Raw genomic sequence first — 12,951 nt, 5'->3', positions numbered from 1 at the left:
CTGCTCGCCCCGGCCGAACAGCACTCAGGACTACGAGCCTGGGCACTGGTGCTCCAGCGGATACGGCGTCGGCCTGACCGCCGGGGAACCGGTCGTCGAACTCGACCGGCCGCATCCCCGGCGCGCGCGGCGGTCGAAGCCGGCGCTGACGCTCAGCGTCAGCTGCATGCCCTGGTCATCACCGCACCCGAGGTAGTACGGGCCAGGCTCCGCGGGCAGAGCACCCGGAACATGCTGGCCACCGCGATCCGCCTTCGTCCTGGCGCCTAGGTCCGGTTCTAGCCGCGTCCCCGGCTGTAGATCGACAGGTTGGTCCAGGCGGCGGAGATCAGCGGTACGGGGATCCGGTGCTGCTCGGCGTACGCGACGAGGTCGCCCACGATGGCGTCCGCCTCGACCGGGGCCCCCGCCACCATGTCGCGGTACATCGACGAGGTGGTGGGGACGTCGCGCGCGGTGATCGAGGTGCGCAGGAAGGCCTGGGCGGACTCCCGTGGCGGGTGGCCGGCGGCCGACGCCACGGCGATGGCCTCCTCCGCCACGGCCCCGGCGAAGGCGACACCGCCCGGGGCCGCGGTGACGTCGGCGACCGTGGCGCGCATCAGCGTCGTCACCACGCCGAGGCTCGCCAGGAAGACCCACTTCTCCCACATCTCCTGGACGATCTGCGCCGACGGCTGGGACTCGAACTCCGCGCCGGACAGCGCCCCGGCCACGGCGTCGAGCCGGTCGTCGCTGCCCTCCAGCGGGCCGTAGGCCAGCCGGTGCAGGCCCGTCATCCGCACGACGTCGCCCTGGTCGTTCATCGTGCCGGCGATCATGCAGACGCCGCCGTAGACGCGGTCCGCGCCGAACTCCTCGACGAGCACGCCGATGTGACGGATGCCGTTGAGCAGCGGCACGATCACCGTCCGCGGGCCGACGGCGGGCCGCACGTCCGCGATCGCCTGCTCCAGCCCGAAGCTCTTGACCGCCAGGACGATGAGCTCGTACGGCCCGTCGAGGGCGTCGGCGGTGACCGTGCGGACCGGGATCACCCGCTCGTCGCCGGGTGACAGGATCCTCAGGCCCCGCTCGGCCAGCGCGGCGGCGCGTCGCGGCCGGACCAGGAACGTGACGTCCCGGCCGGCACCGGCGAGCAGGCCGCCGAAGTAGCCGCCGGTCGCCCCGGCGCCCACGACCAGGGTCCGCACGCCTCAGACCCCCAGCACGTCGTCGACGAAGCACCACTTCCAGGTCTCACCCGGCTCGTACGAGCGCATCACCGGGTGCCCGGTCTCCTCGTGGTGCCGGGACATGTGCCGCCGCGGCGAGGAGTCGCAGCAGCCCACGTACCCGCAGTCCAGGCAGAGCCGGACGTGGACCCAGTCCTGGTAGCCGTCGTGCACGCACTCCGGGCAGCCCGCCTCGTACGGCGACTGCGGGGTGGGCTCGGCAACGTTCTTGAGATGCTCGCAGGTCAATCGTCACTCCGGTTCAGCTGGGACTCTTCCAGGTCGAGCTCGCGCTGCGCACGGTTGAGCACCTCCTCGGAGATGCGCCCCTCGTTCCGGGCGATCTTGAAGACGTGCCGCTCGGCGGTAATCATCTCCCGGCGCAGGCGGCCGTACGCGGCCGAGGGGGTCTCCTGCGCCTGGCTGCCGAGCCGTTCCCAGGCGTTGTTGGAGCGGCTGTCGGTGAGCGCCCGCAGCCGGTCCACCACCGACTCGGGTGCGCCGTCCGCGGCCGCCTCGAGCCGTTCGCGGGCCGCCCGGCTCGCGGCGTGCTGCACGCTCGCCTCGGCCAGCGCGTCCTCCGCGCTGGTGTCCTCGCGCACGCCCAGCCCGCGGGCCAGCATCGGCAGCGTGGTGCCGTGGATCAGCAGGGTGAGCACGATGACCGCGAAGGCGACGAAGACGAACAGGTCCCCCGGCACGTTCGCGGAGCGCGGAAGAGTGAGCGCCGCCGCGAGCGTCACCACGCCTCGCATGCCCGCCCACGCGATGACGGCCGGCACGGCCGGCGGCGGGCGCTCCTCCCGTTCCCGGATCCGCGGGAAGAGCCGGGCCAGGTAGGTCGCCGGATACATCCAGAGGAAGCGGGCAGCGACCAGGGTGAGGAAGACGAGGGCGGTGACCCGGAAGGTGGTGGCCACGTCGGCCTCCAGGTGGCTGACCAGATCGCGCAGCTGGAGGCCGACCAGCAGGAACACGACCCCCTCGAGCAGGAAGGTGATGAGCTTCCAGACGGCGTCCATCTGCAACCGCGACGTCGCCGACAACAGGTACGGGATCCGGTGGCCGAGGTAGAGACCCGCCACCACGACCGCGACCACGCTGGAGGAGTGCAGCTCCTCGGCGACGATCACCACGACGAACGGGGTGAGCAGCGAGACCGCGTCGTCCAGCAGCGGGTCGGTGATCCGCTTGTGCAGCCACGCCGCCGCGACGGCGGCCGCCAGGCCGAGCAGGACGCCGACGCCCGCCTTCAGCGCGACCTGCCCGGCGATGTCCCAGAAGCTGACCGCCGCACCGAGCGCACCGGCCGCGATCCGGACCATGACCAGCGCGGTGGCGTCGTTGAGCAGGCTCTCGCCCTCGAGGATGACCACCACCCGGCGCGGCAGGCCGATGCGGCGGGCGATGGCCGTGGCCGACACCGCGTCGGGCGGCGCCACGACCGCGCCGAAGGCGATGCAGGCGGCCAGCGGCACGTCGGGCAGCAACGCGTGCACCACGAAGCCGACGATGAACGCGGTGAACATCACCAGACCGACGGCGAGCAGCAGGATGGGCCGCAGCGCCCGGCGGAAGGCGACGAGGTTGGTCTGCAGCGCGGCCACGTACAGCAGCGGGGGCAGAATGCCGATCAGCACCAGCTCGGGCTCGACGTGCACCTCGGGCAGGCCGGGCACGAAGGACAGGCCGAGACCGGCCACCAGCAGCACCAGCGGCGCGATGAAGCCGAGCCGCCGGGCCAGGGCCGCGCCGAGCACGCAGATCGCCACGATCACGACCGTGTCGACGATGGGTTCCATGCGGGAAGCTTAGAGAAGTCCGCGCCGCGTGGCCTGTGGCGCCACCCACGCCCGGCGGGGCTGCCGGCAGCCGCGGGGCCTAGGAAGAATGAGCCGTTCTACTCACGCCGTGCACCCCCGCATTGCTGAAGGCTGGCGCTCATGACCTTGACCGTTCCCCGCGTGGGCATCACCGCGGTGGCCAGCGTCCTGCCCGAACGCGAGGTGACCACCGCCGACCTCCAGGAGCGGGTCGCCGCGGCGAGCGGCCTGCCGCTGCCCGCCGGGATGTTCGCGCAGACGACCGGGATCGACCGGCGCCGCGTCGCCGCCCCCGACGAGTACGCCTCCGACCTCGCCGTCCGCGCCGGCCGAACGGTGCTCGACCGGGCCGGTCTGGACGCGCTCGACATCGACCTGCTGCTGTTCGCCTCGGCGACCCGCGACATGGTCGAGCCGGCGACCGCCCACGTCGTGCAGGCGGCGCTGGGCAGCCGGGCGCACGCCCTCGACGTGACCAACGCCTGCAACAGCTTCCTCAACGGCATCGACCTGGCCCGCTCGATGATCCTGGCCGGGCGCGCCCACCGGGCGCTGGTGGTGACCGGGGAGACGCCGACGCGGTCGATGCGGCCCCGGCTGGACGGGATGGCCCAGGCGCGCAAGTCCTTCGCCGGGTTCACCTTCGGCGACGCCGGGGCGGCGGTGCTCGTCGAGCGGGTCGGCACGGGCGGCATCCTCGACGTGGACAGCGAGACCCACTCCCAGCACTGGCCGGTCGGGGGCATCTTCGGCGGCGGCTCGCGGCACCCGCGCGGCGACGAGCACACGTACTTCACCGGGGACGGGCACAAGCTGCGCGGCGTCTTCGAGAAGATCGGGCTCGGCCTGCTCGAACGGGTGGCGTACCGCACCGGGTTCGGGTGGGACGACTACGCCAAGGTGCTCGTGCACCAGGTGACGATGCCGTACCTGCAGCGGTTCGTGGAGGTGGCGGGCGTACCGGCGGAGAAGCTCGAGATCACCGTGCCGGAGCTGGGCAACCTGGCCAGCGCGACGCTGGGCGTGCAGCTGGCCCGGGTCCGGGACCGGCTCGTGCCGGGCGACCGGGTGCTGTTCGTCGGGCTGGGCGGCGGCGTGAGCCTGATGACCATGGTCTGGGAGGTGTCCTCATGACCGAGCTCTGGGTGGTCGTGCCGGCGTACGACGAGGCGGCGCGGATCCGGCAGACCCTCGACGCGCTCGCGGCGCAGACGGACACCGCGTTCGAGCTGCTCGTGGTGGACAACGGTTCCACCGACGGCACCGCGGACATCGCCCGGGCGTTCACCGCGCCGTTCCCGGTGCACGTGCTCGTCGAGCCGGAGAAGGGGGTCGGCTGCGCGGTGGACACCGGGTTCCGGCACGCCATCGCGCAGGGTGCCACGCTGCTCGCGCGTACCGACGCGGACTGCCTGCCGCGGCCGGGCTGGGTGGCGGCGGCCCGGGCCGGGCTGCACGGTGGCGCCGGGCTGATGTGCGGCCGGATCACCGCCCGCCGCGACGAGCACGGTCCCGCCGGGCGGGCGCTCTTCCGTGCGCTGGTGGGTGCGGCGGCGGCCTTCGGGCGGCTGCGGCCGGCGCACCGCGACGCCGGGTACCAGGCGCCCTACCGGATGCACGCGGGCAACAACATGGCGATCACGGCGGAGCTGTACGAGGCGTGCGGCGGGATGCCCCGGCGGCCCTCCCCCACCGACCGGACCTTCCTCAACCGGGTACGCCGGACCACCCCGGCCATCCGGCACAGCCGGGCGATGGTCGTGGAGAACTCGACGCGGCGGCTGAGCGCGTACGGGATCATCGGCACCGCGAAGTGGTACCTCGACCGGGGCAGCGGCCCGCTCACGGCGGATCCCCGCTGATGCTCGGCGACCTCATCGCGAGCCTGCGCGAGGACGACCCGCGGCCCGCCGTCCTCGGTGCCAGGCGCGGCGGCCGGCCCGTCGTCCGGGCCACCCGCGGCGACCTGCACCGGCTCGTCACCGGCTACGCGGCGGCGCTGCACGCGCGCGGGCTCGTCGCCGGTGACACGGTCGGCGTGGCGGTACGCCCCGGCCCCCGTTCCCTGACCGTCCTGCTGGCGGCGTATCACCTGGGCCTGCGCGTCGCGGTGCTGGACCCGACCGCCGGCCCGGAGGTGCTGCTGGCCCGGCTGGCCCTGGCCCGCCCGCGGCTGGTTCTGGCGGACGCGGCCGCGCAGGCGGTCGCCGGCTGGGCGGCCCCGCTCGCCCGCCGCGCCCACCTGGCCCTGCCCGACCTCGCCGCGCTGGCGCCGACCGTCACCATCGGACGGCGCCTGCCGGGTAGCGCCCCCGCGTTGCCACCCGCCCCCGGCCCGCGCCCCCGGGGCCACGACGGTGAGGGCGACGCCGTCGTGGTCTTCACCTCCGGCACGACCAGCCGCCCGCGAGCCGTGGTGCACACCCGCGCGAGCCTCACCGCGGGCATGCGCCTGGTCCACGACCTGGTCCGCCCGGCGCCCGACCGGCCGGTGCTCGGCGGCACCTTCTTCGTCCTCGTCCCGTCCCTGGCCGGCGGTGCTCCGGTGGCCCTGCCGGCGGGCGGGGCGGCGCGCCTGGTCCGGCAGGCCGCCCGGCTCGGGCCGCAGGCGACGTACCTGACGCCGCCGCAGCTGCGCGCCGCGCTCGCCGCCGGCATGCGCTTCACCGGCCGCGTCTACAGCGGATCCGCACCGGTCAATGCGGACCTGCTGGCCCGGGTCCGGCAGGCCGGCGCGCAGGAGGCCTGGGGCGTGTACGCCCTCACCGAGGTCTTCCCCGCTGCCGCCGTCGAAGCCCGCGCGAAGGCGGCGTACGAGGGCGAGGGCGACCTGGTGGGCGACCTGCTGCCGGGCGTCCGGGCCCGCACGGACGACCAGGGGCAGCTGCTGCTCGCCGGAGCGAACGCCGCCCACCGCTACCTGGGCGAGGAGCCGCACGAGTGGGTCGCGACCGGCGACGTCGGCCGGGCCGTGGACGGCCGGGTGGTGCTGGGCGGCCGCTGCAAGGACATGATCCTGCGCGGCGCCGAGAACATCTATCCCGGCCTGTACGAGCCCGCCCTGCACGTGGCGGGTGTGGAGCTGGCGGTGCTCGTGGGCGTACCGGCCGGCGACGGCGACGAGCGCGTGGTGGCCGTGGTGCAGCCCACGCCGGGCGTGTCCGCCGACGCCGTCCGGGCCGCGCTGCGCGACCCGCTGCAGAGGATGGGCGCGGCCCGGCCGGACGCGGTGGTCGTCGCCGACGTGCCCCTCGCCGGGCGGTCCCGCAAACCGGACCGGGCGGCGGCGGCCCGGCTGGCGGCGCGCTCATGAGGGAGCTGGCCGTGGTGGTTCCCGCCTACAACGAGTCCCGGCTGCTGCCCGGCACGCTGGCGGCGCTCGCGGCCCAGTCCGACCGCGACTTCACCCTGGTCGTCGTGGACAACGCGTCCACGGACGACACCGCCGCCGTCGCCGCGGGGTTCGCCGGCGAGGTCGAGGTCGTCACCGAGCCCGCGCCGGGTGCGGGCACGGCGGCGGACACCGGATTCCGGTACGCGATCGCACACGGCGCCACCAAGCTGCTGCGCACCGACGCCGACTGCCTGCCCGCCCCGGACTGGGTCGCGACCGGCCGGGCCCTGCTGGACCACGCCGACATGGTGTGCGGGCGCAGCGTCCCCCGCGCCGATGAGAGACCCACGTGGGCGCAACGCCGGGTGTATCCGGCCGTCGTGCGCCTGGCTGCCCGCGTCGGCCGCCTGCTGCACCGCTCCGCGTCCGCCCGTACGCCGTTCCTGCTGGTCCACGGCCACAACCTGGCCATCACCGCCGCGCTGTACGAGCGGTGCGGCGGCACCCCCCGGGAGGCCCTGGAGGACGGCGCCGAGGACGTGACCCTGCTCAACCGCGCCCGGCAGCACACCGACCGGATCATCCGGGCCGAACAGCTGGTGGTCGAGTCGAGCCTGCGCCGGTTGCGCCGCTGGGGCCCGCGCCGCACGCTGCTGTGGCACTGGGACCGGCGCTACCGGCCCGAGGGCCAGGCGGTGCACGTCCGATGAGGGCCCGCACCCGCGACCGGCGCGTCTACCTCGGCAGCCACCCCCTGCTGTTCGCCCTGCTGGCCGCCACCCGCCGCCGTCCGGCCGTACGGCTGGGCCGCACCCTGCTCGTGCACGACCGCGAGGCCTTCGTCGCCGGCCTGACGCGGGTCCCGCTCGACCGGACCGCGCCCGGCACCACCGGCGGGGCGGCGGGCAGGCTCACCGGCGGCGACCTGCTGTTCGACCAGTCCGGCGACGACCACCGCCGGACCCGCCGGGACACCGCCGAGGCGCTCGGCGCGGCCGGGGTGGCGCGGCTCCGCCCGATCTGGACGGAGCTGCTGGACCGCCGCCTCAAGCCGCTCGCCGACGGCGATCCCGTCGACCTCGTCCCGGTGGCGGCCGAGCTGGCCGGGACGACCGCCGCCGCCCTGCTCGAGGCCGATGTGGACGGCGTCACGCTCGCCTCGGCGGCCCGCGAAGCCGCCGCCGCGGCCGCCCGCGCGCACCTGCCGGGCCCGCGCCGACCCGGCACGGACCGTACGGCCCGGGAAGCCACGGAGAAGCTCTCGTCGCTGCTCTCGCCGGGCGGCGGTGACCCGGCGGCGCTCGCCACCATGCTGGCGGTGGCCGCGGTCACCACCACCGTGGCGGCCGTGCCGCGGGCCGTCGCCTGGGCCTGCGACGCGGAGCTCTGGGGGTACGCGGAGCACCCGGCGCTCGCCGACGAGCTGCTGCGGGTGACCGCCCCGACCCCACTGCTGCCCCGCGTGGCGGCCGGGCCCGGCGAGCTGCCGGTGCCGGGAGGATGCCCCGTGCGCGCCGGCGACCGGATGCTGCTGGTCGCCCGGCACGCCCTCGACGCCCACCGGCTCGACCCCGACCCGGCCCGGCCGATGCCCGCGCGCATCGCCCAGCTGGCGTTCGGCGCCGGCGCCCACGCGTGCCCCGGCGCCCGGCTGGCCCGGACCCAGCTCACCGACGTGCTGCGGGCTCTCGCGCCGTACCGGCCGGTCGTGGTGCGCGCCCGGGTGGACCGCCGGGCCGCCCTGCCGTCGTGGCGTTCGCTGGTGGTGCGGCCGTCGTGAGACTCGCGGTCACCGGCGCCTCCGGCTTCTGCGGTACGGCCGTCGCACGCCTCGCCGCCGCGGCCGGGCACGACGTGGTGTGCCTGGGCCGGCGTCCCGGTCCGGTCGGCGCGCACGTCCGCTGGGACGCCGCCCGTGAGGTGCCCGACCTGGCCGGAGCCGACGCCGTGGTGCATCTGGCCGCGACCGTCGGCGATCCTCCCCCGGGGCGTCGGGCCGAGGAGGCGTACCGGGAGGTCAACGTCGCAGGCACGGCCCGGCTGCTCGACGCCGCCCGGGGCCGGCCCGTCGTGTGGGTGAGCAGCGCCAGCGTCTACCGCCCGGGCCCGTACGAGCAGCCGCTCGGCGAGGACCATCCGGCCGACGGTCAGCGCAGCGCGTACGGGCGCACCAAGGCCGCCGGCGAGCGGCTCGCCCTGGCGGCGGGAGCGGTGGCGCTGCGCCCACGGGCGGTGTACGGCGACGGCGACCGGCACCTGCTGCCGCGCCTGCGCCGGGTCGTGCGCGGGGGGCGGGCCTGGCTGCCGGGGCCCGACGTGGCGATGAGCCTGACCGCGGTGGAGAACCTGGCGGCGGCCTGTCTGGCGGCGCTGACGTGGCCGGGCGGGGCGTACAACATCGCGGACGCGCGCCCGTACCGAAGGGATGACGTGCTGGCCCGCGTCCTCGGCGTGCCGGTCCGGCATGTTCCCGCCGGCCCGGTCCGCGGCCTGGCCGCGGTGACGCCCTCACTGACCCGCTACGCGGTCGACCAGCTCACCGACGGCATGGTGCTCGACATCGGCCGCGCCCGCACGCAGGGCTACCGGCCGCAGAGGGAGCTGGCGGACTACTTGGTGTAGATGACGTGCGAGCGCATGAGCGTGCCCGCGTGCGTCCCCGCACCGCTGCGCCGGGTCACCACGGCGTCCAGCGAGAAGACATAGCCGGTCTTGCGGTCGAGCTTGCTGATCGTGGCGCTCAGCGGGCCGCACGCCTTCTTGGGCTTGATCGTCACCCAGCCGATGTCGCGCTGCTTGCCGGTCCTCAGGTCCTGGCTGATCGCGGTGAGCCGGTACTCGACCAGGTTGTACCCGCCGACGTTGTACCAGGTCGCCGTGGCGCTGGTGGTGCCCGGCGTGACGTCCAGCGCACCGATCCGGGAGAAGTGCACGGTGTCCGGAGCGCAGGTCGGCGTCGGCGTGGGCCCGGTCGTCGGGGCGACCGGCAGGAAACCTGTCGCGGTCGAAATCGGGTACGGCGGGATGCCGCTGCTCGGCCGCGGCGTCGGCGTCGGGCTGCCGTGGGCGACCACGAGCCAGGAGCCGCTGCCGTTTCCGTTGCCGGTGGTCGCGACGGGAGAGGGTGTCCCCGTGGGCGAGGAGCCGCCGAGCCCTCCACAGCCCGCCAGCAGGAGGGGTGCGAAGAGCAGCAGCCAGCGTCGGCGGTCGCTCATGCGCTCCTCCCCTCGTTGCTGCCGGACCTGGTCGATCACCCGGGACAGATCGACAGCGGCGAAGGGCACTTTAGGAGCGGCCGTACAGCTCACGGGTGCGCTGGGCGAGATCCTTGGTAGCAGCCGAGTTGACCCAGGTGCCCAGCACGACGGCGGCGCCGGGGATCATCTTGGCGAACATGCGCTTGGCCGCGCGTACGCCCGCCATCTGCGCGAGCTTGACGCCCAGCTTGACCATCACGCCGCTGAGCGGCCGGTCGGTGGCGCCGGCGAAGAGCCGGCTGGCCCGCTCGCGGCCGGCCGCCACGCCCAGCGCCACCCGGGCGGTCTCGGCGACCTTGTGCACCTTCTGCAGCACCAGGAGATCGGTGGCGCGCTCGGCGCTCGTGGGGTCGACGCCGTAGGCCGCGGCCATGTGCAGCACCATCCGCGACTGCGTCCAGGCGAGCACCCCGACGTCGACGACCGCGCCGGGCAGTCCGGTGGCCCCCGAGACGGCGCCGGAGAGCCGGGCGTGGTTCAGGAAGCGCTTGGCGGCCTGCTCGGCGAGGGTGTCGGCGGTGACGCCGGGCTCTGCTTCGCGGGCGCGTTCGGCCCAGCTGCGAGCCTCCGGGCCGAGCCTGCGCACGGCCTCGAGGGCGAGGTGCTCGGGGGCGTACTGGGGGTCGGCCTTCATCCGGGCCCAGAGGGACCCCGGTGGGCCGGCGTCGTCGGACGTGCTGGGTGAAAAGGGTACGGCGGGTTCACTCACGGATCGCTCCGAGCGGCGGGAGGGGAGGTCTGCACTCATTGTGCCTTGCAGATGCACGTGCACGACACCGCTCTCCGGATATTCGACGCTGCGCAATCACCTGGTCACGGACCCGGACGACCGTTCTGCTCATGCTGCACGCGGTGCGACCGATCAGTCACCCGAGAGCACCCGGACCCGGCAGGAAGGCAAAGCCGCATGACGGTCGACGAACGGCAGGTGGAGCGGCTGCGGCCGACTCCGATGCTGCTGACGGCGGCCGGGGTCCTCGTGGCCTCCATCATCCTGTTCGCCGTCAACTACACGGAGCAACGTACGCCCGTGGTGCTCGGCTGGCTGCCCGCGCTGCTCGGCACGGCCGTCGCGGGCTGGTCCTGCCGGCGTACCGCGTGCACCCGCGGCCTCCCCCGGATCACGGCTCGGGTGTGGCGCTCGCTGTCCATCGTCTGCTTCTTCATCGTGCTCGGCGTGGCCGGCGACACCCGTTACTACGCGCTGAACCCCGGTGCGGTCGACCAGGACCACGACATGCCCACCTCGGTCGCGTACGCCCTCGCGGTCCTGGTCCTGCTCTGGACCCTGATGCGGCTGCCGATCAGCGCCCGTCAGCGCCAGGACCGGGTCATGGTGCGGTTCGTCCTGGACGCGACCACGGTGACCGTGACCCTCGGCGTCTTCTCCTGGTACTTCACCCTCCGCGTGCTCGACGCCTCCGGCGCCGGCCGCACCGAGATCGTGCCGATGCTCATGCTGACCGCCCTCGGGCTGGTCGGTGCGCTCGCCTTCCTCAAGGTCGGGATGACCGGGTTCGGTGGCCTCGACCCGGTCGCGCTGCGGCTGCTGGCCATGGCCGCGGCGGTCGGCGCGCTGGGCGGTGGCTTCGTCCCGCTCCTGCTCAACATGCACCCGGGTCTGAGCGGCTCGATGACGTTCATCCCGGCCACCCTGCTGTTCGTCGCCCTGGCAGCAGACCGGCAGCGCCGATCCGCCCGCGTGCCGGTCGTCGCCCGGCGTACGCCGTCCTTCAGCATGGTCCCCTACCTGGCGGTCGCCGCGACGGACGCTCTGCTGCTGGTCGTCGGCAGCGCGGCGGGCAGCGTGGTGCTGACCGTCGCCCTCGCGGCCGTCGTGCTCACCGCGCTCGTGGTGGCACGCCAGATCAACGCCTTCGCGGAGAACGGGCGGCTGCTGCGCCGCGTCGACGCGAACCTGCTGGAGCTCAACCGCTACCAGACCCAGCTGACCCACCGCGCCAACCACGACGCCCTCACCGACCTCGCCAACCGCACTCTGTTCGAGCAGCGGACCCAGGAGGCGCTGGCCCAGGCCGGCGACGCCGCCGAGACGCTCAGCCTGGCCCTGATCGACCTCGACGACTTCAAGGCGATCAACGACCGGCTGGGCCACGCCGTCGGCGACGCCATGCTGGTCGTGGTCGCCGACCGGCTGCGCGAGGCCGTGCGCGTGGACGACATCGTGGCCCGCCTCGGCGGTGACGAGTTCGGCCTGCTGCTGCACGGCCTGCGCAGCGACGAGGCGACCGAGGTGCTGGACCGGATCGCCGAGTCGCTGACCCGCCCGGTGCACGCGCTCGGCTACGACCTGCTGGTCAAGGCCAGCATCGGCCTGGCCGAGGTGTGGCCCGGCGCCAGCCCGCAGGAGCTCCTGCGCCGCGCCGACCTGGCCATGTACGCGGCCAAGGAGCGCGGCAAGGGCCGGCACGCCGTCTACGACGCCCGGCTGGAGCAGGACCAGGCGGCCGACGCCCAGCTCGGCGCCGAGCTGCGCCGGGCCCTCGACAACGGCGACTTCAACCTCGTCTACCAGCCGATCGTGGCGCTGCCCGGCGGCGAGTGGACCTCGCTGGAGACGCTGATCCGCTGGAAGCACCCGGAGCGCGGGTTCATCGGGCCCGACGTCTTCATCCCGATCGCGGAGCGCACCGGCCTCATCGTGCCGCTCGGCGACTGGATCCTGCGCACCGCGCTGCGCCAGGCCGCCGAGTGGCAGCAGCGCTACGGCGCCGCGGCCCCGGGCGAGATCGGCGTGAACGTGTCGGCGCGGCAGCTGCGCGAGCCCGGGTTCGCCGCGGACGTCCGGGCCGCGCTCGCCGACACCGGCTTCGACCCGGAGAAGCTCGTCGTCGAGGTCACCGAGACGGCGGTCTTCGACGGCGGCGTGGCCTTGGACACGCTGCAGAACCTCGTCACCCTCGGCGTCCGGATCGCGCTCGACGACTTCGGCACCGGCCACTCGTCGCTGGGCCTGCTGCGGACCTGCCCGGCGGACACCCTCAAGGTGGACAAGTCGTTCGTCGACGGGATCGGCGGCCGCTCCGAGGAGGCGGTCATCGCCACCGCCATGATCCAGATCACCAACGGCCTGCACCTGCAGGCGATCGCCGAGGGCGTGGAGACCGCGGAGCAGGCGGAGACGCTGTTCCGGCTCGGCTACCGCTTCGCGCAGGGCTACCACTTCTCCCGGCCGCTCTCCGCCGACCAGGTCAGCGAGCACCTGGCCGAGCACCGGCCCCTGACCGTCTGAGGGCCATCTCCGGGATATCACCTCAGCGGACCCGAACGACAACCGATAGTGATGAAGGGGACGAGAGCGT

The 12,951-nt window shown here is 74.5% G+C and carries 12 protein-coding genes; 7 read left to right on the top strand and 5 right to left on the bottom strand.

The features are described 5' to 3' along the window. Positions 1–278: 278 nt before the first annotated feature. The 3 genes from AB0J80_RS15985 to AB0J80_RS15975 are packed head-to-tail and all read right to left on the bottom strand — an operon-like array spanning position 279 to position 3,016. Complete coding sequence (locus tag AB0J80_RS15985) at positions 279–1,193, bottom strand: ketopantoate reductase family protein (RefSeq protein ID WP_364705211.1); 915 nt, start codon at positions 1,191–1,193, stop codon at positions 279–281. Between the two features lie 3 nt (positions 1,194–1,196). Further along, the gene (locus tag AB0J80_RS15980) at positions 1,197–1,463 is read right to left on the bottom strand and encodes a UBP-type zinc finger domain-containing protein (RefSeq protein WP_364705209.1); all 267 of its coding nucleotides are present in this window, start codon (positions 1,461–1,463) and stop codon (positions 1,197–1,199) included. Further along, positions 1,460–3,016 (bottom strand): Na+/H+ antiporter, encoded by a 1,557-nt coding sequence (locus AB0J80_RS15975; protein WP_364705207.1) that lies wholly within the window; start codon positions 3,014–3,016, stop codon positions 1,460–1,462. Before AB0J80_RS15975 ends, AB0J80_RS15980 begins: the two co-directional genes overlap by 4 nt. 141 nt (positions 3,017–3,157) lie before the next feature. Between AB0J80_RS15975 and AB0J80_RS15970 the strand changes: the two genes are divergently transcribed. Genes AB0J80_RS15970 through AB0J80_RS15945 form a run of 6 tightly spaced genes read left to right on the top strand, consistent with a single transcriptional unit; the run spans position 3,158 to position 8,993 of the window. Beyond that, entirely contained in the window at positions 3,158–4,171 is a 1,014-nt protein-coding gene (locus AB0J80_RS15970; protein WP_364705205.1) for a 3-oxoacyl-[acyl-carrier-protein] synthase III C-terminal domain-containing protein, read from the top strand. Beyond that, entirely contained in the window at positions 4,168–4,899 is a 732-nt protein-coding gene (locus tag AB0J80_RS15965) for a glycosyltransferase family A protein (RefSeq protein ID WP_364705203.1), read from the top strand. Before AB0J80_RS15970 ends, AB0J80_RS15965 begins: the two co-directional genes overlap by 4 nt. After that, entirely contained in the window at positions 4,899–6,350 is a 1,452-nt protein-coding gene (locus tag AB0J80_RS15960) for a class I adenylate-forming enzyme family protein (RefSeq protein ID WP_364705201.1), read from the top strand. Before AB0J80_RS15965 ends, AB0J80_RS15960 begins: the two co-directional genes overlap by 1 nt. Positions 6,351–6,361: 11 nt before the next feature. Continuing rightward, a complete protein-coding gene (locus AB0J80_RS15955) occupies positions 6,362–7,081 on the top strand; it encodes a glycosyltransferase family 2 protein (protein ID WP_364705200.1) in 720 nt (239 codons plus the stop codon). Beyond that, on the top strand, positions 7,078–8,151 hold the full coding sequence (locus AB0J80_RS15950) for a cytochrome P450 (protein ID WP_364705199.1): 1,074 nt from the start codon (positions 7,078–7,080) through the stop codon (positions 8,149–8,151). The genes AB0J80_RS15955 and AB0J80_RS15950 overlap by 4 nt, the downstream gene beginning before the upstream one ends. Next, a complete protein-coding gene (locus tag AB0J80_RS15945) occupies positions 8,148–8,993 on the top strand; it encodes an NAD(P)-dependent oxidoreductase (protein WP_364705197.1) in 846 nt (281 codons plus the stop codon). Before AB0J80_RS15950 ends, AB0J80_RS15945 begins: the two co-directional genes overlap by 4 nt. Here AB0J80_RS15945 and AB0J80_RS15940 read toward each other — a convergent pair. After that, positions 8,981–9,586 (bottom strand): hypothetical protein, encoded by a 606-nt coding sequence (locus AB0J80_RS15940; protein ID WP_364705195.1) that lies wholly within the window; start codon positions 9,584–9,586, stop codon positions 8,981–8,983. The two genes, AB0J80_RS15945 and AB0J80_RS15940, sit on opposite strands and share 13 nt — an antisense overlap. Positions 9,587–9,656: 70 nt before the next feature. Next, the gene (locus AB0J80_RS15935; protein WP_364705193.1) at positions 9,657–10,337 is read right to left on the bottom strand and encodes an EcsC family protein; all 681 of its coding nucleotides are present in this window, start codon (positions 10,335–10,337) and stop codon (positions 9,657–9,659) included. A gap of 198 nt (positions 10,338–10,535) precedes the next feature. Here AB0J80_RS15935 and AB0J80_RS15930 point away from each other — a divergent pair, with 198 nt between their 5' ends. Then, positions 10,536–12,881, top strand: coding sequence for an EAL domain-containing protein (locus tag AB0J80_RS15930; RefSeq protein WP_364705191.1), 2,346 nt, complete (start codon positions 10,536–10,538; stop codon positions 12,879–12,881). Positions 12,882–12,951 lie beyond the last annotated feature (70 nt).

Source organism: Actinoplanes sp. NPDC049548 (assembly GCF_040676695.1).
In the GTDB taxonomy this organism is placed as follows: domain Bacteria; phylum Actinomycetota; class Actinomycetes; order Mycobacteriales; family Micromonosporaceae; genus Actinoplanes.
Note: the sequence above shows the minus strand (reverse complement) of the source record. Positions and strands in the feature narration are given on the sequence as shown.